The organism is Raskinella chloraquaticus (SeqCode) (assembly GCF_021731865.1).
GTDB classification, from domain to species: Bacteria; Pseudomonadota; Alphaproteobacteria; order Rhizobiales; family UBA4765; genus Raskinella; species Raskinella chloraquaticus.
Map to the genome: position 1 here is coordinate 1 of NZ_JAKFWN010000019.1, position 20188 is coordinate 20188.

22 protein-coding genes and 1 pseudogene are annotated in these 20188 nt (G+C 60.8%); 6 read left to right on the forward strand and 17 right to left on the reverse strand.

Annotated features, from left to right (window positions below; translation table 11 throughout):
- The 3 genes and pseudogenes from ACINK1_RS07315 to ACINK1_RS07325 form a co-directional block, all read right to left on the reverse strand.
- Positions 1-205: pseudogene (locus ACINK1_RS07315) on the reverse strand (peptidase); the annotation flags it as partial.
- 195 nt (positions 206-400) lie between these two features.
- Entirely contained in the window at positions 401-565 is a 165-nt protein-coding gene (locus tag ACINK1_RS07320; RefSeq protein ID WP_376800023.1) for a Flp family type IVb pilin, read from the reverse strand.
- Positions 566-836: 271 nt separating this feature from the next.
- Entirely contained in the window at positions 837-995 is a 159-nt protein-coding gene (locus ACINK1_RS07325; RefSeq protein WP_376800021.1) for a Flp family type IVb pilin, read from the reverse strand.
- Between the two features lie 360 nt (positions 996-1355).
- Between ACINK1_RS07325 and ACINK1_RS07330 the strand changes: the two genes are divergently transcribed.
- From ACINK1_RS07330 to ACINK1_RS07340, 3 genes are all read left to right on the forward strand, one after another.
- Positions 1356-1877 carry a pilus assembly protein N-terminal domain-containing protein gene (locus tag ACINK1_RS07330; RefSeq protein ID WP_376800020.1) on the forward strand — a complete coding sequence of 174 codons (522 nt, stop codon included), beginning with the start codon at positions 1356-1358 and terminating at the stop codon, positions 1875-1877.
- A gap of 346 nt (positions 1878-2223) precedes the next feature.
- Positions 2224-2715 (forward strand): TadE/TadG family type IV pilus assembly protein, encoded by a 492-nt coding sequence (locus ACINK1_RS07335; RefSeq protein WP_376800018.1) that lies wholly within the window; start codon positions 2224-2226, stop codon positions 2713-2715.
- Position 2716: 1 nt separating this feature from the next.
- Positions 2717-3271, forward strand: a complete 555-nt coding sequence (locus ACINK1_RS07340) for a TadE/TadG family type IV pilus assembly protein (RefSeq protein WP_376803107.1) — start codon at positions 2717-2719, stop codon at positions 3269-3271.
- Between the two features lie 34 nt (positions 3272-3305).
- Here ACINK1_RS07340 and ACINK1_RS07345 read toward each other — a convergent pair whose 3' ends face one another.
- From ACINK1_RS07345 to ACINK1_RS07385, 9 genes are all read right to left on the reverse strand, one after another.
- A complete protein-coding gene (locus ACINK1_RS07345; protein ID WP_376803885.1) occupies positions 3306-3740 on the reverse strand; it encodes a rhodanese-like domain-containing protein in 435 nt (144 codons plus the stop codon).
- A 90-nt stretch (positions 3741-3830) separates the two neighbouring features.
- A complete protein-coding gene (phnE, locus tag ACINK1_RS07350) occupies positions 3831-4727 on the reverse strand; it encodes a phosphonate ABC transporter, permease protein PhnE (RefSeq protein WP_376802577.1) in 897 nt (298 codons plus the stop codon).
- Entirely contained in the window at positions 4724-5623 is a 900-nt protein-coding gene (gene phnE, locus ACINK1_RS07355) for a phosphonate ABC transporter, permease protein PhnE (RefSeq protein WP_376802576.1), read from the reverse strand. Before phnE (ACINK1_RS07355) ends, phnE (ACINK1_RS07350) begins: the two co-directional genes overlap by 4 nt.
- A gap of 93 nt (positions 5624-5716) precedes the next feature.
- Positions 5717-6646, reverse strand: a complete 930-nt coding sequence (phnD, locus tag ACINK1_RS07360; protein ID WP_376802575.1) for a phosphonate ABC transporter substrate-binding protein — start codon at positions 6644-6646, stop codon at positions 5717-5719.
- A 50-nt stretch (positions 6647-6696) separates the two neighbouring features.
- Entirely contained in the window at positions 6697-7503 is an 807-nt protein-coding gene (gene phnC / locus ACINK1_RS07365) for a phosphonate ABC transporter ATP-binding protein (protein ID WP_376802574.1), read from the reverse strand.
- 113 nt (positions 7504-7616) lie between these two features.
- Positions 7617-9140, reverse strand: a complete 1524-nt coding sequence (locus ACINK1_RS07370) for a phosphomannomutase/phosphoglucomutase (protein WP_376802573.1) — start codon at positions 9138-9140, stop codon at positions 7617-7619.
- Positions 9141-9233: 93 nt separating this feature from the next.
- Positions 9234-9851: a TIGR02281 family clan AA aspartic protease gene (locus ACINK1_RS07375; protein WP_376802572.1), complete on the reverse strand. Its 618-nt coding sequence runs from the start codon at positions 9849-9851 to the stop codon at positions 9234-9236.
- 81 nt (positions 9852-9932) lie between these two features.
- Positions 9933-10709, reverse strand: a complete 777-nt coding sequence (locus ACINK1_RS07380) for an HpcH/HpaI aldolase/citrate lyase family protein (protein WP_376802571.1) — start codon at positions 10707-10709, stop codon at positions 9933-9935.
- An 11-nt stretch (positions 10710-10720) separates the two neighbouring features.
- Positions 10721-11638 (reverse strand): ribokinase, encoded by a 918-nt coding sequence (locus ACINK1_RS07385; RefSeq protein ID WP_376802570.1) that lies wholly within the window; start codon positions 11636-11638, stop codon positions 10721-10723.
- A 178-nt stretch (positions 11639-11816) separates the two neighbouring features.
- Between ACINK1_RS07385 and ACINK1_RS07390 the strand changes: the two genes are divergently transcribed.
- Positions 11817-12611: a DUF1194 domain-containing protein gene (locus tag ACINK1_RS07390; protein WP_376802569.1), complete on the forward strand. Its 795-nt coding sequence runs from the start codon at positions 11817-11819 to the stop codon at positions 12609-12611.
- Between the two features lie 2 nt (positions 12612-12613).
- On the opposite strand, the gene hrpB is transcribed toward ACINK1_RS07390, so the two are convergent.
- Together hrpB and ACINK1_RS07400 are read right to left on the reverse strand one after the other, a co-directional pair.
- Positions 12614-15091: an ATP-dependent helicase HrpB gene (gene hrpB, locus ACINK1_RS07395; RefSeq protein WP_376802568.1), complete on the reverse strand. Its 2478-nt coding sequence runs from the start codon at positions 15089-15091 to the stop codon at positions 12614-12616.
- Positions 15088-16116 (reverse strand): glycosyltransferase family 4 protein, encoded by a 1029-nt coding sequence (locus ACINK1_RS07400; protein WP_376802567.1) that lies wholly within the window; start codon positions 16114-16116, stop codon positions 15088-15090. The genes hrpB and ACINK1_RS07400 overlap by 4 nt, the downstream gene beginning before the upstream one ends.
- A gap of 147 nt (positions 16117-16263) precedes the next feature.
- Between ACINK1_RS07400 and ACINK1_RS07405 the strand changes: the two genes are divergently transcribed.
- On the forward strand, positions 16264-16782 hold the full coding sequence (locus ACINK1_RS07405; protein WP_395760047.1) for a response regulator: 519 nt from the start codon (positions 16264-16266) through the stop codon (positions 16780-16782).
- Between the two features lie 11 nt (positions 16783-16793).
- Here the strand turns inward: ACINK1_RS07405 and ACINK1_RS07410 are convergent, their stop codons facing one another.
- The gene (locus ACINK1_RS07410; RefSeq protein WP_376802565.1) at positions 16794-17180 is read right to left on the reverse strand and encodes a tautomerase family protein; all 387 of its coding nucleotides are present in this window, start codon (positions 17178-17180) and stop codon (positions 16794-16796) included.
- Positions 17181-17279: 99 nt separating this feature from the next.
- Between ACINK1_RS07410 and ACINK1_RS07415 the strand changes: the two genes are divergently transcribed.
- Entirely contained in the window at positions 17280-18128 is an 849-nt protein-coding gene (locus tag ACINK1_RS07415; protein WP_376802564.1) for a LysR family transcriptional regulator, read from the forward strand.
- A gap of 122 nt (positions 18129-18250) precedes the next feature.
- Here ACINK1_RS07415 and ACINK1_RS07420 read toward each other — a convergent pair whose 3' ends face one another.
- Together ACINK1_RS07420 and ACINK1_RS07425 are read right to left on the reverse strand one after the other, a co-directional pair.
- Positions 18251-18919, reverse strand: a complete 669-nt coding sequence (locus ACINK1_RS07420) for a hypothetical protein (RefSeq protein ID WP_376802563.1) — start codon at positions 18917-18919, stop codon at positions 18251-18253.
- Positions 18920-19012: 93 nt separating this feature from the next.
- Positions 19013-20173: a M20 aminoacylase family protein gene (locus tag ACINK1_RS07425; RefSeq protein WP_376802562.1), complete on the reverse strand. Its 1161-nt coding sequence runs from the start codon at positions 20171-20173 to the stop codon at positions 19013-19015.
- Between the last annotated feature and the right edge of the window lie 15 nt (positions 20174-20188).

A 20188-nucleotide genomic window follows, 5' to 3' on the forward strand; every position in this document is an offset into this window, starting at 1 on the left:
CGAAGCTGCCGGCCAGGACGGCAAAGGCGGCAAGGACATGGAGGCCGATCGTCGGCGCGTCCATGCCGACCAGAACAGCACTCAGGAAAAAACCTGCAATGACACTCAGCTGCAGACGATTGGGGATCGTCATCGTCACCAGATCGCTCGCAGCAGCGAACGCCATGGCGGCAGGAAACAGCAGAATCAGAACAAAGCTGGTCATTGCTACATCTCGTTTACGTGCCCGGGCTGGGATAGAAGAATGGAGACGAGTTTAGGCAATCCGACTTAAGAACCGGTCAACGCCGCGCAGATGGGAGAGGACAAAATGACGGCGCCACACGGTCGCCACCAGCCTGGGCGGGGTACCGGGAGCGTCCTGCTCTCGGTGTCCAGGAAAGGCAATCAGAGTTGATGCCTATTTCAGATTGCTTCGCACTTTGGTGAAGACGGTATTGAGGTTCGTTCCGATGCCTTGGACTGCCGTGATAACGACAACGGCAATGCCCGCAGCAATCAGTCCGTATTCGATAGCTGTAGCGCCCGATTCATCGTTCAGAAAGCGAGCTAGAGTGTCAGTCATTTTTCGACTCCCGCGGGGCGAGATGATCCGCGGTTATCCTTCACGCACGCGCCTTGAGCGCAAATCCAAGCAGCGAGCAATGCGGTACGCCGCATCATCCGCTTCAAGAGACTCCGTTCAATTCTGCCGCCACCCGCCGAAGCGGCGGGAGGCGGTGGCAATTGTCGTCGTCGCTGCCTCTGCCACGCTCGGCATGGCATCATCATGTCTCAACCGGGATTCACGCGTTCAACCCTTGAATGAAGGGCCCGGATTATCTCGGCCGGTTTGATTAGAGGGCGGCTTTAACCTTGGTGAAGACGGCGTTGAGGTTGGTGCCGATGCCCTGGACGGCGCCGATGACGACGACGGCGATGCCCGAAGCGATCAGACCATATTCGATGGCCGTAGCTCCTGACTCGTCCTTGGCGAAACGTGCGAAATTCTTCATGATAGCGTACTCCTTACAAAGCTGCAGTTGACGACGTAGTGTCCAGCCTCGCCGAAATGGTTGTGGCTTGGACAGGGCGAAATTAGCGCAATCAAATTTCCAGCCGGTTAAAGTGATGACGATAATTCAATCGATCGCTGGGAATGTTGATCCGGCCATCATGTGACCTGCGCCGCGCTGCTGGTTTTCGCCAAGATGAGATAAAATATCTTTATAATGCAATAAATTAGGCGATCTATGCCGGGAAAGCCCGTCGCCGTTGATGTACCGGCAGAACGCTACGTCATGCGCAACATTACGTATCTTCCACCAGGCAAGCGATCCTGAACCGGTCGGTTTGTTAGCGCTTCTTTCACTATAATGAGCGACATATTCACATCGGTTGTTTTACTGGCGATGGGAAAAGTCATGTTTCGCGGAATTGTCACCCTCCTGACGCTCGTTATTTCTTTGTCGCTCGCCGGCGCGGCGCAAGCCCAGGCCGAAAACGAACGGCAAGCGCTCTTCGTGCGGCTCGATGAAGCCACTCTGCTGCGCCTTGGCAGGCAGGCGCAAACCATTGTGATTGGCAATCCGTCAATTGCCGACGCGGTTGTAAATGATGGCAAAACCATCGTCATCACCGGCAAGTCGTTTGGAACGACCAATCTGATCGCGCTTGACCGGCGTGGCGAGATCATCATCGAGCGGCAGGTTTGGGTCCAGCCGCCCAGTGTCTCCATCCTGACCGTGCAAAGGGGCGACGAGCAGGAAACGTATTCGTGCTCGCCGCAATGTCGACGCACAGCCGTCATCGGCGACACGAACAAGAATTTCGCTGATATCGTCAACCAGGCTCAAACGCGCAACGGTCTGGCCCAGTCGCAGGCAACAAGCCGTTAGGCCTTTCCCGCCTGAAACAGGGCCAGGTCGGGCCAAGACGATACGCCACCTTAAAAAACCAGAGTGCATTCAATAAATACGAGTGTGCTGAAATTGCCCGATTGGTTGGAATGGTCTCGCTCTCGATGGCGACCGGCATTCATGACGGTACCTGCCGGCCAGCTTGCTTTTTCGCAATATCGTCAACTGATTTTATAACTTTCCTTGGCATCGTTCGAATCGCGCTTCTCTGATCTTCGAGGATTGATCGCCAGTGTTGCAAAGCCAGGTCTGCCGGACATCAGATATCAACCCGCATCAGCCCGCCCGATCGCGACATGCGTTGACGGGCAGCTGGCGGCGGCTCATGCGTGATCGCAGGGGCGTCACCGCGGTTGAATTCGGGATCGTCGCTCTTCCGTTTTTTGCCTTGCTGATGGCAATTATCGAAGCGGCGATGGCCTTCTTTGCCGGCCAGCTTCTCGATACCGGACTTAATGACGCGGCGCGCCTCATCCGTACCGGGCAGGCACAGGCCGGAGCCTATGACGCGGCACGCTTCAAGCAGGAGGTGTGCAATCGCATCCCCGCGCTCATCAACTGTAACGGCAGCCTGACGGTTGATGTGCGCGTGCCGACGAGCTTTTCGAGCGCCAATTTCTCCATACCAACCGCCAGTGGCAATTTCGACCCGGCGCAGACACAGTATAATATCGGCGGATCGAGCAGCGTCGTTGTGGCGCGCGCCTTCTACAAATGGCCAAGCTTCGCCAACCTTCTCGGCTCGTCGCTGTCCAATCAGGCCGACAAGACGATCTTGCTGGTATCAACTGCGGCCTTCCGCAATGAGCCTTTCTGACATGGGCATGTTCACAGGTTTCAAACTGCACGCATTTTCACGAGATCGCCGCGGCGTTGCTGCGGTCGAGTTCGCGCTGATCTTGCCGGTGATGGTGCTGATGTATGTCGGCACGGTTGAATTGACGAACGCCATATCGGCCAATCGCAAAGTGGTGGCGACCGCCAGCACGATCGGCGATCTCAGTGCCCAGGCCTCCGATATCGATGATGCGGGCATGAGTGCCATCCTCGACGCCTCATCGGCGGTCATCCAGCCCTATTCGGTGAGCCCCCTGAAACTGCGCGTCACGCAGCTCGTCATCGATTCCAACGGCGCGGCAAAGGTTGGCTGGAGCAGCGCGCGCAACACGACCGCACTGTCGCGCGGCGCGACATTCAGCACGCTGCCCAGCGGGCTTGCCACCCCCAACACCTATCTCATCTATTCCGAGGTGGATTACAGCTATACCTCGCCCGTCGGCCAGTTCATCCAGACCCCTATCAACCTTAACGAAACATTCTATCTGCGCCCGCGCGTCGGCAATTGCGTCAAGCGCAACGGAGCCTGTTCTTAGACATCCTTGCGTTTACCCGGAATGGCAATGTGCGCTAGTCGGCGACGATCTGATCCAGCGGCAAGCCTCGATTCAGCCAGCCTGGACCATGCTCGCTGCCAATCATTCCCTCGCCGATATGGGAGACCTGCGAGAAACCGGCCGCGCGTAGCATATCCATGCCCGCCAATGTACGCCGACCGCTGCGGCAGATGAGAATGACAGGCCGGTCATGATCGCCGTGTACCGCTTCGGCAATTTTTGTCACGAATTGCGGATCTTCGAGCGTGATGCCGGTGGCGCCTGCCGGTCTGCCTGTCGCCTGCCATTCATCCGGGCGGCGGATATCAACCAGCAGGGCATCCCCCTGCCCGGCCAGAGCGGCAGCATCGGGAGCGGCAATTGAGGCCCCTGGCGGCACCCCGATGGGCGCCATTGCCGAAAAGAACGTCAACGACGCCATTCCTAATGTCATCAAAGTGATGCTCATGATCGCTGTCCTGAATCGTTATCCGCTCCGCGTGAGGGCGTATCTACAGGGCATGGCGGGGGGCGGCAAGGCGAGGGAGCCGCTTCCGGCTCACGAAAACGTCACGTTGCGCTGGCCGATGAATGACAGGCGCAAGCGTGACGAGACCTGATCGATGATGGCAACGATGAGCAGGATGAGGAGGACAAGAAAGGCCACTTCCGGCCATTCATTCTCGCGGATGCGCTCGCTCAAGACGGAGCCGATACCGCCTGCCCCAACGATGCCGATGATGGTGGCCGAACGCGTATTGCTCTCGAAATAATAGAGCACCTGACTAAAAAAGATCGGTATCACCTGCGGTATCAGCGCAAAGCGGATGCGGTGAAGGGCATTGCCGCCGCTGGAGGTGACGCCCTCGCCCGCCTTGCGGTCGAGATTTTCAAGCGCTTCCGAGAAGAGCTTACCGAAGGCGCCGAAATCCGACGTCATGATTGCCAGCACGCCGGCGAACGGGCCAAGGCCGACGACGTTGATCCAGATCAGGGCCCAGATGAGCGTATCAACGGCGCGGATGCTGTCGAGAAAGCGACGCGACAGGATGTGGACGAGGCGATTGGCCACCACGTTCGACGCCGCAAGGAAACCCATCGGAAAGGCAAATATGGCGGCCAGCAGAGTGCCTAGAAATGCGATGGCCAAGGTTTCGCCCAGCGCTTTCAGATAGAGAACGAGGCGGGCTTCATTGCCATAGGATGGTGGAAACATGTGGGTGACGAAATCACCGAGTTTGCCAATCCCGCCCCAGATGCGCGACCATGAGAAATCAAGCTGCCAGACAGCGAAGATCATCAAGCCCAGCGCCCCGGCAATGATGGCAAGCGTCAGAAGACGGCGCCAGGGCGAGGGTGCGAAGATCTGCGGATAGGCAACCGCCAGTGCCGGGCGCTGCTGCAGCGCTTGCGTGCGCAAGACGTCGGGCGGTGCCGGTGGTGAGGCAGGCTTCATCGCCCTGCCCCGGTCAAATGATGGCGGACATACTCGGTCGCCACGTCGATCACCATGACGGTGACAATGATGAGGACCAGGATGGCGGACACGTCGGCGTAATAGAATTTGCGAATGGCGGTCAGCAATTCCTGACCGATGCCACCCGCGCCGACGAAGCCCATAATGGAAGCGCCGCGCACGTTGATTTCAAAGCGCAGCAGGCCATAAGAGGTAAAGTTCGACAGGATTTGCGGCAGAACGCCAAAGCGCACCATTTCCGTCCAGCTGCCGCCCGAGGCAATGACACCGTCAGCCGGCTTCATATCGATATTTTCAACGACTTCAGAGAAGAGTTTTCCCAGCGCGCCGGTCGTGTGGATGGCAAGGGCGAGCACGCCTGCCAGGGCGCCAACCCCGAATGCGACGACAAAAATCAGCGCGAACACCAGCTCCGGAACGGTGCGACAGAATTCAAGCAGGCGCTTTGTGATCCAGCGGGTGGTGCGGCTCTTGCCCAGATTGTCGGCTGCGTAAAAGCTGAAAATGAATGCAAACGCCGCCCCGATCGCCGTTCCCAGATAGGCGATGAGCAGCGTCTCGCCCAGCAATTTCAGCCATTTCGGCAGCCCCCAGAACCAGTCATCGGTGCCAAGGCCGGGATGAAGAACAACCAGCTGGCCGGTGTAGGGGCCACTGTCGAAAAGAAAGATGCGCTGGAGGTAACTCGTGAAATTAGTGAAATTGGCGACGAGTTTGAGCACGTCAACTTCGGCCATGACGGTGGCGGCGATGATGGCAAGCCCCAGAACAATCATGGCAGCGATCGTCTGACGGCGCCGGGCGGCCAGCGCCCGGCGATAGGTCAGCACATGCGGCAGGAGCTGTGCGTCTGGCAGGCGGACGAAGGTGGTCATATTTTCGCTTTTCCTGCCATCGCCACCCGGACACCCGCACGGAGGAGGACGTCAATTTCACCCTGATCCATGCGCGACGCCCTCATGAAAGGCTTACGCCTTGCGCAGACTGTCCACGAACTTGATCAGCTCGATCGTCTTGTCGTAATCCTCGTTCTTGACGTCCTGGTAAGGCTTGTTCTTGCCGTCGGACAGCTTTTCAAAGGCCGCCCGGTCCTTTTCGGCCGCTTCAAGGAAAGCCTTCTTGATGGCAGTCTTGAGATCGGCGGGCAGATCGCTCAACACCGCAACGGGCGAGTTGATGATGATGTCAGACTTCACGATGATGCGGAAATCATCCTTGGTCATCGGCTTGCCGTCAGACGATTTCAGCAGGCCCTTGTTGAGCATGCGGGTGAGATTTGAATCCTCCTCGGAGTTCCACCAATTGGCGGCGACATCAATGGTTCCCTGCGCCAGGGCCAGCAGCGCGTTTTCATGACTGCCGGTATAGATGACCTTGGAATAATAGGTCTCGGGGTTGATGCCGAGCGCATTCAGCTTGAAGCGCGGCATGTTGTTGCCTGACGTCGAATTGGGGTCCACAAGGCCGAGCACCTTGCCCTTGGTCTCTTCAATCTTGGAGAGCGGGGATTTGGCCAGCGTGTAGAACACCGAATAATAGCCTTTGCTGCCGTCCGAATTGACTTCGATGACGACAGCGTCGGCCTTCACGCCGGTGAGGCGGGCGCGAGCAAAGGAAGCGGGGCCGTGATTGGCGATGTGCACATTGCCGGCGCGTTGACCTTCGATGACGGCAGCGTAGTCCTGGGCAATACGCAACGTCACCTTGGTTCCGAGTTCCTTCGACAGATAGTTCAGAAACGGACCAAAGCGATCAGAAACGCCCGAGGCGTTCTCGGCCGGGACAACCGCGAAGGTCAATTCCGGATATTTTTCTTTCCACGACTGGGCATGGGCAGTGGTGGTCAGGAGGGCAGCGCCTCCGATGGCAGTCGTCATCATTCCACGGCGTGTGATCATCGTCGATCTCCTGTTCAATGGCAAAATCCGATACCGCAAGGCGGTCCCGGTCAGGCAGTTACGGCATCGGGAAGCTCGGCAGCCGAGCCTTCCGGGGTGACAGGGCTGTCCATCACGTCGTCAGCCTCAAGCCCGTAAAGTTCACGTGCGACATGCTGGGTGAGCGCTTGCGGGACATCGTCAAAAACGATGCGCCCCTGCGCCATGCCGACCAGGCGGTCGCAATAGGTGCGCGCCAGGTCAAGCGAATGGAGGTTGCACAAAACGGTAATGCCGTAATGGCGATTGATGCGCAGCAGCGCGTCCATGACGATGCGGGTATTGCGCGGATCAAGCGAGGCGATCGGCTCGTCGGCGAGCAGGAATTGCGGCTCCTGGACGAGGGCGCGCGCAATCGCCACGCGTTGCTGCTGGCCACCCGACAGGCTGTCGGCACGCTGCGAGGCAAGGGGGGCGATATCGAACTGGTCGAGGGCTGACATGGCAATCGCCAGATCGTCCTGCGACCACATCCGCGCCAGCGCCCGCAGGGCCGGCACATGATTGAGGCGGCCGACGAGGACATTGGTGAGCACGTCGAGGCGATCGACGAGGTTGAATTGCTGGAAGATCATGGCGCAGGACTGGCGCCAGTCACGCAGCGCCTGGCCGCTCAGCGCCGTGATGTCGCGCCCATCATGCAGAATGCGCCCTTCGCTTGGTTCCTGCAGGCGGTTGATCATGCGCAGGAGTGTCGACTTGCCGGCTCCTGAACGACCGATCACGCCGACAAACTGACCGTGTGGAATCTCAAGGCTGGCATTGTCGACGGCAGCCTTGCCGCCATAACGTTTGGTTACCTTGTCGATGACCAGCATGCTGCCTTACCCCATCATCATTCTCGTTGCGGCCTCGCCGCTCTTGAGATGATCGGGTACGCGGTCAGCGCTACACTTTTATGACGCGCCGCATTTTGACGGCGCAGCCGCGGTCAGATGGTCTGGTTATAGGCTCCGACTTCAGGGAAGGTGCGCAATACCTGATCGATGGCCTTGAACATGTCACGCATGCGCGCTTCGGAGACCGGACTTTCGACCACCACCACCAGTTCTGGCTTGTTGGATGAAGCGCGCACCAGACCCCAGGTGCCGTCACTGGTGGTGACGCGCACGCCGTTGACGGTGACAAGGTCGACGATGGCGCTGTCGGCTACCGGTTCGCCCTTGGCCTGCTTGTCCTTGAAGATCTGCACCACCTTGTCGACGATGCCGTACTTCACCTCGTCCGCGCAGTGCGGTGCCATGGTGGGCGACCCCCAGGTCCTGGGCAGGCTGGCATAGAGGTCGGCCATGGATTTCTGCGGATTGCGGTCGAGCATGTCGAGAACCGCGATTGCCGTCACGAGGCCATCATCATAGCCACGCCCGACCGGGGCGTTGAAAAAGAAATGACCCGATTTTTCAAACCCGGCGAGCGCGTTCAGCTCCTTCACCCGGCGCTTGATATAGGAATGCCCGGTCTTCCAGTAGACGGTCGTGGCGCCGAGCCGCTTCAGCTCGGGGTCCGTCATGAAGAGGCCGGTTGATTTGACGTCGACCACAAAGGTGGAGGGGCCGTGGACACGGGCCAGATCGCGCGCCAGCAGAGCGCCGATCTTGTCAGCAAAAATCTCGTCACCGTGATTGTCAACGACACCGCAGCGGTCACCATCACCATCAAACCCCAACGCCAGATCGGCCTTGTGCTCCTTCACCGCATCCGCCATGGCGTGCAGCATATGGAGGTCTTCAGGGTTGGGATTGTAGCGCGGGAAGGAATGATCGAGCACGGTGTCGAGCGGCACCACCTCGACACCCAGCGCCTCAAGGATCGCCGGCGCGAAGGCGCCTGCCGTGCCATTGCCGCAGGCGCACACGACTTTCAGCTTGCGCTTGATCTTTGATCTTGTGGCGAGGTCGGCGGCATAGCGCGCCGGAAAATCTGCAACGAAATGATAGGAGCCGCCGGGCGCCATCTCGAAATCGCCCGCAAGCACGATATCGCGCAACTGGCCCATCTCGTCGGGACCGAAAGTGACGGGGCGTTGCGCGCCCATCTTCACGCCGGTCCAGCCATTGTCATTATGCGAGGCGGTGACCATGGCGACGGCGGGCACATCAAGCGCGAACTGGGCAAAATAGGCCATCGGCGACATGGCAAGGCCGATATCATGCACCTTGCAGCCAGCGGCCATCAACCCCGAGACCAGCGCCATCTTGATTGATGAGGAATAACCGCGGAAATCATGACCGGTGACAATCTCGCGCTTGACACCGAGGCGATGAATGAGCGTGCCAAGACCCAGGCCCAGCGCCTGCACACCCATGAGGTTGAGTTCCGGCGGCTTTGGCGAACCGGGGTGTCCGAACCACCAGCGCGCATCATATTCGCGAAAGCCGGTCGGCTTGACGAGCGGGGTTGATTCGAAAGCAAGCGTATTGGGAGCAATGTCGGCTAAAGGCTTGGGGAATGACATAAGATATCCTGATCGCAGCGGGAGTGCTTCGTGTGGCGCACGGACAAGCCTGATGCAAGCTGACCAGGCGATGAACTGGTATGTCCGGAGGGTTCAGCGCGCCATCACGAGATGTGTCTCCGACAATTCAAAGCGCTTCATCTTGCCGATGACGTTCATGCCGAGCAGGCCCGTATCGAGGGCGCCAGGCGGCAAAACGGAAACCACAACATCATAAAGACAGATGGAGCCGACTCGAAGCTGGGCTACGCGCGCAGAGGTGGTCTGGACCGTGCCATTGGCAGTGTGCGCGATCCCTTTCCTGCCGTTTACCAGATCAAGACCCATTCTGATCGCGGCCTCATGGGGAATAGACACGGTCGATGCGCCGGTATCGACGAGCATGGGAATGCTTCGTCCATTGATTTCAACGTCCGTCATGAAATGACCGCGACGATCAGCCTGAAGCGTCACTGTCTGGTCCGAATAGCACCCCGGCGCGCCGGCAGCGAGGGGGAGCGGCGTTCGCACCTCCGGCTTTGTCGCATTCTGCCGGTCCGGGGGTGGCGTCAATGCGACGCCCGGCGCTCCGCCTGGCGGGGCGGGCTGCGCAAATACAGCCGTGTTCGGTCGGCTGGCCGGCGCCACGGGCGCCTGAACGTTTTTCGACAGCTGCTGCGCGACAACCGTCGCGGCGATGGCAACGACAATGGCGTAGCCGAGCAAGCGCATAGCATTCTCCCACGAGTTCAAACGCTAGGGAGAAAATGTTAAAAAATCCCTGAACAAATCGTTAAAATACCGTCTAATTCATTATTTCGTAACGGCTTTTGTGAAGGCCGCGCAATCAGCTTTGGCACTATCGCGCAGGAGCGCGTAATCGGCTGCTGTGGCGATCAGTGCAAAGCCAAGGCGCGCGAGATCGCCGGCGCTGCGGTCACCATAAGGAATGATGCCGAGCGCTTTGCCCGTCGATGTGACGGCAGCGGCAATCATGTCCACCGCTTCGTGCACTTTTTTCTCGTCCAGCCGTTCAAAAAAACCGAGATTGCCGGCAAGGTCATTGGGCCCGATAAACACCATGTCGACACCATCGACCGCAGCGATCGCCCCGGCATTGGCAAGGCCTCTGGCGCTCTCGATCTGGACGGCGATAAACAATTCGCCGGCGGCATTGGCGCCATACTCGGGGCGCATGCCAAAGGCTGATGCCCGCACCACGCCAGCCGCATAGCCCCGTCGTCCTTTCGGCGGATAGCGGCAGGCGGCAACGATGGCTTCTGCCTGTTCGGCTGTCTCGACCAGCGGCACCATGAGCGTGCGCACACCGGCATCAAGAACGCGCTTGAGGTGATCGGGATCGTGGGAGGGCACACGCAGCAAGGGTTCGGCGCCACCGATCCGCACGGCACGCAGGACATGGGCGAGGCTGGCGAGATCGCCTGTGCCATGTTCGTGATCGACGATCACCACCGGATAACCGGCGCGCGCGAGAATTTCGGCGGTATCGCTGTCGCGGGAAAACAGCCACGCGGCCTGAACAATGTCGCCCTTGATCAAGCGCTGGCGCAGTGTGTTGTCGTATATCATCGCTCTATCCTTCACGAGATGACCAGTTGCACCGCCATCGCTTCAATCTCGGGCATACGCGGCATGGCGGCCTGGGCCCCGGCCTTGGTGCAGGCAAGCGATCCGGCAGCAACGCCGCGACGGCAGGCCTCAATCAGCGGCATGCCGGCATCAAGCGCTGCGGCAAAGGCGCCAACGAAGGCGTCTCCTGCTCCGAGCGTATCAAACACTGAAACGTTGGGTGCGGCAAAATGGAGCACGCGCGTCCCCGGTTGGGCAAGATAAGCGCCCTTCTCACCCGCCGTCACCACAACCGCCCGGCCACGCCGCTCAGCAAGTGCCTTGGCGAGTGCCTGCGGATTGCTGCCGGCGAGCGCAAAGGAGTGAGCAAGCGCGACAGCCTCGATTTCATTGACGATGAGGACTTCCACCGCATCGAGCGTCGGTTCCGAGATCGGCAGGGCAGGTGCAAGATTGAGGATCGTGCGACCGCCCGCCTGATGACAGAGCGATACCGCCTTCTCGACCTCTCCTGCCTGGATTTCCATCTGCAAAAGCAGCATCTTCCAGCGATCAACCGATCCTTCCGGCAGATTGGCGGCGCTCACTTCGTAATTGGCGCCCGAAGCGACCACCACCTGATTATTGCCACGGGGATCAACGGTAACGCTGGCCAGGCCGGTCCTGAAACCCATCGACCGCTGCACATGAGTGAGATCGATCCCCTCCTCGCGCAACGTCACCAGCGCCGTATCAGCAAAGGCATCGCGACCAACCGCACCGACAAGCATCGTGCGTGCCCCGGCGCGATGGGCGGCGAGCGCCTGATTTGCTCCTTTGCCGCCGGGCATCAGATCATAGGCAAGGCCCACCACCGTCTCGCCGGGCTGCGGCAGGCGTGGCGCCTCGATGATGATATCAACATTGATCGAGCCCAGAACCGTGATCATGCACATGCCTTTTCGCGGTATGGCGAATGCCGCCGTATCAACGTGTCCTCCTTATCTCGTGCCGGGCTTCGCTCAGACTTGCAAGCGCTTTTGCCGCGCCTCGAGGTCAGCCGGCAATTGACGGTTGCATTAAAGGCGCTGCACCATGGAGAAGCCGGGCTTGGCAGGAGAGCGGATCATGCGTTGGTTTGCGACATTACTATTGGCGCTTATGGTCACCATGATCGAGGATGCGTCCGCAAGCGAAAGCGTCGACCTCGAACTGGTGATTGCGGTCGATGTTTCTTATTCCATGGACGAATTCGAGCAGAAATTGCAGCGCGATGGCTATGTCCAGGCTTTGCGCGATCCTGCCGTGCTCAAGGCCATTCGCAGCGGGCTTAACGGACGCATTGCCATCACCTATGTGGAATGGGCGGGATCGGGAGCACAAAATGAGATTATCCCGTGGACAATGATCGACGGGGCCGACAGCGCCAATGTCATCGCCGACCGGCTTGCCAAGGCGCCCATCAGCCGACTGCGCCGCACCTCGATTTCAGGAGCGCTGCTGAAAAGCCTGACGCTCTTTGACCAGAGCCCGTTTTCCGGCCTCAGGCGGGTCATCGACGTTTCCGGTGACGGACCCAATAATGACGGCCCGCCGATTGTCCCGACACGCGATCTGGTTATTGCCAAGGGTATCGTTATCAACGGCCTGCCGCTGCTCATCTATCGTGGCGAACGGGGCTCATTCGATATCGCCCATCTCGACTGGTATTACGAGGATTGCGTCATCGGCGGGCCGGGATCGTTCAGTCTGCCGGTTGTCGGTGTCGAGGCGTTCGCCTCCGCCATTCGCACCAAGCTGATCCTCGAAATCACCGACAACCACCACACGACCATACCGGCTGTGCGCAAGATCGCTGGCACTCCGCCACGCGTCTCCTGCACGATCGGCGAAGAGATGATGCGCCGCTTCTACGGCCCGTGATTTCAGGTGCCGCGCGGCTTGGCGCGTTTTGTCGGCGTGGCGTGCGCAGGGTCTTCAGGCCACAGATGTTTGGGATAGCGCCCCCGCATCTCGGAGCGCACGTCAGCCCATGAGCCACGCCAGAAGCCCGGCAGATCGCACGTCGTCTGGATCGGACGGTGCGCCGGCGACAGCAGGTCGAAGGTGATCGGCACCCGGCCGCCGCCCAGCATGGGGTGGCGATCAAGGCCGAAGAGTTCCTGCACGCGGATTGCCACCACCGGCCCGCGCTCGGCGTGATAATCAATCGCGATATGGCTGCCGGTCGGCGCCTCGAAATAGGATGGCACCTCGCGCTCGATCAGGCGCCGGCGATCAGCCAGCAGCCCGTCGAGGGCGGCCATCAGCTCGTCAGGCATTATGTCGCCAACGCGGGTGCGCCCGGGAATATAGGGCGCCAGCCAGTCAGCGAGGCGGGTGGTCAGGGTTTCATCATCAAGCGCTGGCCAGTTGTTGGGGTCTGTTCTGGCGAGAAACCGCGCGCGATCGAGAAGGTGGCGCGTTGCTTTCGTCCATGGCAGGCAGTCAATCCCCAGCCCGGCGATGCCCGCCACCAGCACAGCGCTCGCCTGCTCACCTGATGAGGGCACCGGCGCCTCGCTCAGGACAAGTTGACCAAGGCGCAGCAGCCGTCTTGTGCGCACGGCGCGGGCGGCGTCATCAAAACTCACCTCCTCACTCCATCCAAGGCGTGCAGCAAAGCCGCTTTCAATGGCCGCACGCGTTATCGGCGCTGCCTGCAGGATGCGGGAGCGCTCGCCACCGCCGGCGAGTTCGGCCACGACAAGATAGGGCTCGCGGGCAAGCGGCGATGCGGGATCGAGGAAGGCGCCGCGACCATTGGCAAGCAGGAATTCGCCGGGTCGCTCAGGGCGCCTCTGGGCGAGGCGATCAGGAAAGGCCAGCGCCAGCAGCGGGCCGGCGTCATCACGCTCACGAGGAGGCTTATGGGGCGACGCAACATGACCGGCCCCGGCCAGCCCTGCCCAGCGTTGTGCCATCTGGCGCGCACGCTCTGCACGTTCGCCGCCCTCAGCGCCAAAGCGACGCTGGCGCTGGCGGATGTCGATGTCATCGCCGCCAAGCCCGCGCTCCTGCAACAAAACAGCAAGTTCGGCAGCGAACTGACGATTGTCAGGCGCTGCCGCAGCGACCATATGGGCAAGGCGCGGCGGCAGGGGCAGCCGGGTCAGATGACGGCCCTGATCGGTCAACCGCCCATCTTTGTCGATGGCGCCCAGCGCACCCAGAAGCTCACGCGCGGCGGCCAGCGCGCCGGCAGGGGGCAGATCAAGAAAACGCAGGCTCTGCGGATCGCCAACGCCGCAGGAGGCGCAATCAAGGACGAGCGGCGCGAGATCGGCCTGGCGGATTTCCGGCACGGCGAAGAGCGCAAGCGCGCGCGTTTCGGCTTCCGCCCACAGCCTGATGCAGACGCCAGGCGCGGTGCGGCCGGCGCGGCCGCGACGCTGGTTGACGGAAGCAAGCGGCGCGCGCACGGTTTCAAGCCGCGTGAGACCACTTGCCGGATCGTAACGCGGCACCCTTGAAAGTCCGCTATCGATGACAATCCGCACGCCATCGATGGTGAGCGACGTTTCGGCAATCGAGGTTGCCAGAACAACCTTGCGGCGGTTGCCCTCAGGAGGCGCAATCGCCTGGCTCTGGGCGCCGGCATCAAGCGCGCCATAGAGGCTGAAAACATCAACAGCGGCAGGAAAAACGCCGCTCTCGAGCCGCCGGCGGGTCGCTTCGATATCGCCGGCGCCCGGCAGGAAGGCAAGGATCGAGCCGTCTTCGCTTGCAAGCGCATGCAGGATGGCGCCTGCCATCGCCTCATCGAGGCGCTGATGTGGCGCGCGCGGGCGATGGCGCGTTTCGACCGGGAAGGCGCGACCATCGCTCATGATCACCGGCGCGTCGCCAAGCAGCGCGGCGATCCGCCTGTCATCGAGGGTCGCCGACATGATGATGATACGCAGATCCTCGCGCAGTCCCTGCTGGGCATCGAGGGTCAGGGCAAGACCCAGATCGCCGTCCAGCGAGCGCTCGTGGAATTCATCGAACAGGACCGCCGCCACACCGGGCAGGCTCTGGTCGGCAATCAGCATGCGGGTGAGAACGCCCTCGGTGATGATCTCGATGACAGTGCGGTTGCTGACTCGGCTTTCCAGCCGCACGCGGTAGCCGATCAGCCCTCCCACCGGCTCGCCAAGAAGGCGGCTCATCTGTTCGGCGGCAGCGCGCGCTGCCAGGCGGCGCGGCTCGAGAACGAGAATTTTGCCGCCCTGGCGCCATGGCGCATCAAGAAGAGCCAGAGGCACACGGGTTGTCTTTCCCGCACCCGGTTCGGCGACCAGCACCAGGTTGGGAACAGCGATCAGCTTGTCGCGCAACGCCGGCAGGACCTCATCGATGGGAAGGGGCGGCAGGCCGGTCATGACGTGCGCAGATGTGCAAGCCGCTGCAAACCGGCGAGAAACAGGGTCGCAATGATCGCAGCCAGCGCCACAGTGACCGCCTGCCCTGCCCATCCCTTCATCCACACGCCGATCAGCGCGGCGATGACGAGTGCCGCGTCAGCAGCAAGGACACGCAGAATGACCGCTCGATGATGAGCGCGCTGCAGGCCGGCGGCGCGCTGGTAGAAATGACTACGATGCGCCTGCGTCAGTCGTTCTCCCCGCCGAAAGCGTAAAAACAGGGTGAGCGTGGCATCGGCGAGGAAGGTCGCCGGCAGGGCGAGCGCCGCCCCCCACAGGCCATGAGAGACCAGCACAAGCATGAAAAAGCCGATCAGGAAGCCCAGCGGTATACTGCCGACATCGCCCAGAAAGATTTTCGCCGGTGGCCAGTTCCACCACAGGAAACCGGCGCTGGTAGCTGCAAGCGCCAGCGACAGGGCGACCAGTTCAGGCACTGCGCCGACAAGATGGAGGCACAGCGCACTTCCCGTCGCGAATGCGATCATTTCGACGCCGACAATGCCATCGATGCCATCCATGAAGTTGGTGAGATTGGTAACCCACAGCCAGCCAAGGAGGACGAATGGCGCCAGAATAAAAAGAAGTGGCACTGGCAGGGCCAGCGGCAGGGTGCTGCCGGCGGCAAACATTCCCAAAGTGCCTGCAACGGCAACAGACTGGACGGACAGCCTTACGCGCCAGGGCAGAGGGCGGCGATCATCGATCCACGAGACAAATGCCAGCATCAGCACAGCCAACAGCAGCGCCAGCATCACCGGATCGCGCCAACCTGCCGTGACGACGATAACGCTCATTGCCATCACAAACGCGACGAGGATCGCCAGACCAGCGCCGCGCGGGGTGGGAATGATGTGACTTGAGCGCTCATTAGGATGATCGAGCCGGCCGCTGCGCTCAAGCAAGGCGATCATCACCCATGTCATGCCCCATGACAGGATAAAGCTCGACACCATCAGGAGGAACAGGTGAAAGGCCGACATGGGTGCAACCGGTTGACGCGGACACGGAATGCCCTCTTAGGCCGGACGACGCCGTCGGCCAAGCGGCGGTGATCGGCTAAATTCACTCCTCCTTAAGCACAAACGGTTAACCCTGTTGTCGAACATGACAGGAATCTGGTCGATCCCGTGCACGCGATCGCATTTGAAACAATGAGTTTTCTGATCGTCGAGGACAGTGCGCACATGCGCACGATCCTGCGCACGATCCTTGCCGGTTTCGGCTGCCGCCGCATTTTCGAAGCAGAAGATGGCGCCGACGGGCTGGAAAAACTAGATGCCGTTAGCCCCGACCTGGTGATCATCGATTGGGAAATGCCGGTGCTGTCAGGCCCCGAGATGATCCGCTTCATCCGCAATCCGGACGGGTTTCGCCACGCTTTCGTGCCGATCATCCTGCTCACCGCGCACACCGAGCGCAACCGCATGATCCAGGCCAAGACCTTCGGCGTCAACGAGGTGTTGCGCAAACCGGTCTCGCCCAAAGCCATCTATCAGCGGGTTGCGTCCATCATGCTGCAGCCGCGGCCCTTCCTGAGGACAGCCACCTATTTCGGTCCAGCGCCGCGCGAGGAATTGCGCCCGACAGCCAAGACCGGCAAGCCGGAACTGATCGACCAGCGTGCCGGTGCCAACAGCGGGGCCTGAACCCCGGAGGATCAGCCTGGCGCGTATTGCGCAACACCCCGGCCAAATGACCAGTTTTCACGCCCCACCTCGACTAGACTGATCATCACATTATCCGGGCTGATCCCGGGCTCGGCGCTCAATCTGGCGACGAGCCCCTTGTAGAAGGCGCGCTTTTGCGTCTGGCCGCGCGTATTGGCGGCGGTGATCTGTATGATGACAAAATCTTCGTCGCGAGGGATGTCGAAGAAGGTGCGGCTATAAATGAAGTTCTCAGACTGCAATTCGTCGACAGTCATGAAGATATCGTCCGGCGGGACTTCGAATAATTCGCGCATGGCGTTGTAGATCTGGTCGGCGATAGCCTGCCGGTAGGCGCGTGGCTTGCCGTGGCGAAGTGAAATGCGAACGAGGGGCATGAACGATCTCCTTGGTTGGGAGAGCGGTGATAGGCGCTTTTTTTCATATAAAATAGATATGATTGCATATTTCAATAATATCAGAATATCATATATGTGATGAAACATCTCGATATCGACAGCGTTCAGGCCTTCATCCTTGTAGCCGATCTGAAAAGCTTCACGCGCGCCGCCGAAGCGCTTGGTGTTGCACAATCAGCCATCAGCCTGCGGGTGAAGCGACTGGAAACGAGCCTCAGCCGGCGCCTTTTTGATCGCCATCCCCGCTTGGTGCGCCTGTCGGCTGACGGCGTGACCTTCCTGCCGCCTGCCCGTGATCTGCTGGCGGCTCATCAAAGGGCAATCGACGGGCTGAGCGGCTGCGAGCGCGGGCTGACCATCGGCATCTCCGATCACGTTGCCGGCCCGACATTGACGCAGGTGCTCAATCTCGTTGCACGTCACGATCCGCGCCTCATCATCAAGGTGCATATCCGCACCTCGCGCGAGCTGATGGAGGCTTATGACCGGGGGGATTATGACGCGGTCATCGTGCGCCGCGAGGGCGAGGCGCGCGACGGCGAGACGCTCTACTGTGAACCGCTCATCTGGGTGGCAGCGCCAGGCTTCGACTATCAGCACGGCACTCCATTGCGGCTTGCCAATCTCGAAGCGCCCTGTGCGGTGCGCGGGCTGGCGATTGCCGCCCTCGAACAGCATGCTATTGCCTGGCGCGAGGTCTTTGTCGGCGGCGGCGTGTCGGCGGTCGCCTCGGCGGTGATGTCGGGTTTTGCAGTGGCCGCGCTTGGCCAGCGCGTCATCCCCGCAGGTGCGGTCTCGGTTGGCGAGGTCTTCGGCCTGCCAACCCTTCCTAGCACCGACATCCTGCTGCGCCAGGCGGCGACCGAGCGCACCAGCAAACAGGCGATTGCCATGCTCGCGGCAGCCTTTCGCGGGCTCGGCAGCTAGAGGCTGAGAAAAAATGGGCGGCTTTCCTCGGCATGAAGGGTGTCGACGCCCATATGCAGGGCGTCGACACGCGCTGAGTGTCTCCAGGCGCAGAGACTTGCGCCTGCCTCTTGGACTTGTGCCTACTTCTCGGCGAAGCAGTAAAGCAATCCGGCGCCACCTGAGCCTTTCAAGGCATCAAGACTGCAGCCGCCGCGCGAGGGGTGAGAGGAATTCCAAGAGATGGCGGGGGCGGAATTATCAAGGCCGCGCCGGTCATGGTGGCCCACCATCGCCGCACCTTCCGCAGCCCCCTTCGTCCAGTTGCCGCAGGTACGGTCGTCGCCCGCCGCAAAGGCCGTGCCATCCGCCTGAGAGCCGGTCAGCACATCGTGCTGGTTGGGCGTGTCGCCACGCCCGTTGACCACCTCACCCTTTTCGTTGAGCGCGGTCTCCTTGGTCAGATTGTTCTCGCCGTGAAGAGCGGCAACCGACGCGGCAATCACCACGCCTTTGGCGTTCTGCCATGGCCCGGCACCGATGCGGTCACGGGCGTTGATCGCCGGCTTGCCGCCGGCGGCCTGCGTCGAGAGATAAGCGCGCCATGCCTTGCTCCCGGCGCCCGCTGCGGCAGCAAGCGTCTGGCAATGACGGTCCGCGCCGTCAATGCCGCCGAAATCAGCACCCTTGCCGTTGCCGGTGCTGGTCACGAAAAAACTCATCGCCCCTTGCTGGGCGCCCGCCTGGGCGCCAACAAGCAGCAATGCGCCCGCCAGCGCCAGTTTCATCCCGACAGATCGTTTCATGGTCATTTCTCCCTGTGTTGTTGGCCACATTCCAGCAGCCTTGGTCTTATCGTTCGGTTTGCCCGTGGTACAGACAATTCACGAAACGGTGATCATTCTTCATGGTACACAACGCGTCTCCACCAGCTTCACCCAATAGGACACGCCGGCGGAAATGGCCTCGTCGTTGAAGTCATAGGCGGGATGGTGGAGTTTGGCGGTGTCACCATTGCCGCACACCATGAAGGCGCCGGGAATGCGTTCCAGAAAATAGGCAAAATCCTCGCCGCCGAGGCTTGGCGGAAAATCCGCGTCCACATGGTCGGAAAACTGGCGGGCGACGCCGGCGGCGAAATCGACATTCGCGTCATGATTGATGAGGGCTGGATAGCCGTCGCCAAGCTCGACCTCGACCTTGCAACCGAAAGCCTCGCCCGTGTTGACGGCCAGCCGCCTGATGCGGGCAATCACCTCATCGCGCACCTGCGCCTTGAAGGTGCGCACGGTGCCCTGCAGCAGAGCGCGCTGGGGGATAACATTATTGACGTCGCCCGCCTTGAACACGGTGAGCGACACGACGGCCGAATCGAGCGGATCAATGTTGCGGGCGACGATCGATTGCAGCGCTGTGACGATATGAGCCCCGCAGACCACCGGATCGGCCGTGTGCTGGGGGCGCGCGGCGTGGCCACCAAGTCCCTCGACCCGGATTTCGAGAAAATCGGAGGCTGCGAGCTGTGCTCCCTTGCGGATACCGAAATGACCGACCGGCACGCCCGGGCGATTATGCAGCCCGTAGATCTCCTGAATGCCGAAGCGCTCGAGCAATCCGTCATGAATCATTGCCAGCGCGCCGGCGCCGCCTTCTTCGGCGGGCTGGAAGACCAAAACAGCGGTGCCATCGAAATGACGGGTCTCGGCGAGATATTTGGCAGCGCCCAGCAGCATGGCGGTGTGCCCATCATGGCCGCAAGCATGCATCTTGCCATCGACTGTCGATTTGTAGGGTTTGTCGGTTGCCTCATGGATAGGCAGCGCGTCCATGTCGGCCCGCAGGCCGATGACCTTGCCGGATTTTGCCTGTCTGCCGCGCACCACCGCAACCACACCCGTCTTGCCAAGGCCCGTCACCACCTCGTCAACACCGAAGGATCTCAGGCGTTCGGCCACAAAAGCCGCCGTCTTTTCTTCCTCGTAGCGAATTTCCGGGTGGGCGTGGATGAACTGGCGCCAACCGGCGATTTCCGGCTGCAAGGCGGCGATACGATTGTTGATGGTCATTAAAATCTCCGTCAG

What these genes read in the sequence shown, in the direction of transcription:
- ACINK1_RS07320 (WP_376800023.1), bottom strand. Translation starts at nt 565, where the DNA reads ATGACTGACACTCTAGCTCGCTTTCTGAACGATGAATCGGGCGCTACA.
- ACINK1_RS07325 (WP_376800021.1), bottom strand. Translation starts at nt 995, where the DNA reads ATGAAGAATTTCGCACGTTTCGCCAAGGACGAGTCAGGAGCTACGGCC.
- ACINK1_RS07330 (WP_376800020.1), top strand. Translation starts at nt 1,356, where the DNA reads ATGAGCGACATATTCACATCGGTTGTTTTACTGGCGATGGGAAAAGTC.
- ACINK1_RS07335 (WP_376800018.1), top strand. Translation starts at nt 2,224, where the DNA reads ATGCGTGATCGCAGGGGCGTCACCGCGGTTGAATTCGGGATCGTCGCT.
- ACINK1_RS07340 (WP_376803107.1), top strand. Translation starts at nt 2,717, where the DNA reads ATGGGCATGTTCACAGGTTTCAAACTGCACGCATTTTCACGAGATCGC.
- ACINK1_RS07345 (WP_376803885.1), bottom strand. Translation starts at nt 3,740, where the DNA reads ATGAGCATCACTTTGATGACATTAGGAATGGCGTCGTTGACGTTCTTT.
- phnE (WP_376802577.1), bottom strand. Translation starts at nt 4,727, where the DNA reads ATGAAGCCTGCCTCACCACCGGCACCGCCCGACGTCTTGCGCACGCAA.
- phnE (WP_376802576.1), bottom strand. Translation starts at nt 5,623, where the DNA reads ATGACCACCTTCGTCCGCCTGCCAGACGCACAGCTCCTGCCGCATGTG.
- phnD (WP_376802575.1), bottom strand. Translation starts at nt 6,646, where the DNA reads ATGATCACACGCCGTGGAATGATGACGACTGCCATCGGAGGCGCTGCC.
- phnC (WP_376802574.1), bottom strand. Translation starts at nt 7,503, where the DNA reads ATGCTGGTCATCGACAAGGTAACCAAACGTTATGGCGGCAAGGCTGCC.
- ACINK1_RS07370 (WP_376802573.1), bottom strand. Translation starts at nt 9,140, where the DNA reads ATGTCATTCCCCAAGCCTTTAGCCGACATTGCTCCCAATACGCTTGCT.
- ACINK1_RS07375 (WP_376802572.1), bottom strand. Translation starts at nt 9,851, where the DNA reads ATGCGCTTGCTCGGCTACGCCATTGTCGTTGCCATCGCCGCGACGGTT.
- ACINK1_RS07380 (WP_376802571.1), bottom strand. Translation starts at nt 10,709, where the DNA reads ATGATATACGACAACACACTGCGCCAGCGCTTGATCAAGGGCGACATT.
- ACINK1_RS07385 (WP_376802570.1), bottom strand. Translation starts at nt 11,638, where the DNA reads ATGATCACGGTTCTGGGCTCGATCAATGTTGATATCATCATCGAGGCG.
- ACINK1_RS07390 (WP_376802569.1), top strand. Translation starts at nt 11,817, where the DNA reads ATGCGTTGGTTTGCGACATTACTATTGGCGCTTATGGTCACCATGATC.
- hrpB (WP_376802568.1), bottom strand. Translation starts at nt 15,091, where the DNA reads ATGACCGGCCTGCCGCCCCTTCCCATCGATGAGGTCCTGCCGGCGTTG.
- ACINK1_RS07400 (WP_376802567.1), bottom strand. Translation starts at nt 16,116, where the DNA reads ATGTCGGCCTTTCACCTGTTCCTCCTGATGGTGTCGAGCTTTATCCTG.
- ACINK1_RS07410 (WP_376802565.1), bottom strand. Translation starts at nt 17,180, where the DNA reads ATGCCCCTCGTTCGCATTTCACTTCGCCACGGCAAGCCACGCGCCTAC.
- ACINK1_RS07415 (WP_376802564.1), top strand. Translation starts at nt 17,280, where the DNA reads ATGAAACATCTCGATATCGACAGCGTTCAGGCCTTCATCCTTGTAGCC.
- ACINK1_RS07420 (WP_376802563.1), bottom strand. Translation starts at nt 18,919, where the DNA reads ATGACCATGAAACGATCTGTCGGGATGAAACTGGCGCTGGCGGGCGCA.
- ACINK1_RS07425 (WP_376802562.1), bottom strand. Translation starts at nt 20,173, where the DNA reads ATGACCATCAACAATCGTATCGCCGCCTTGCAGCCGGAAATCGCCGGT.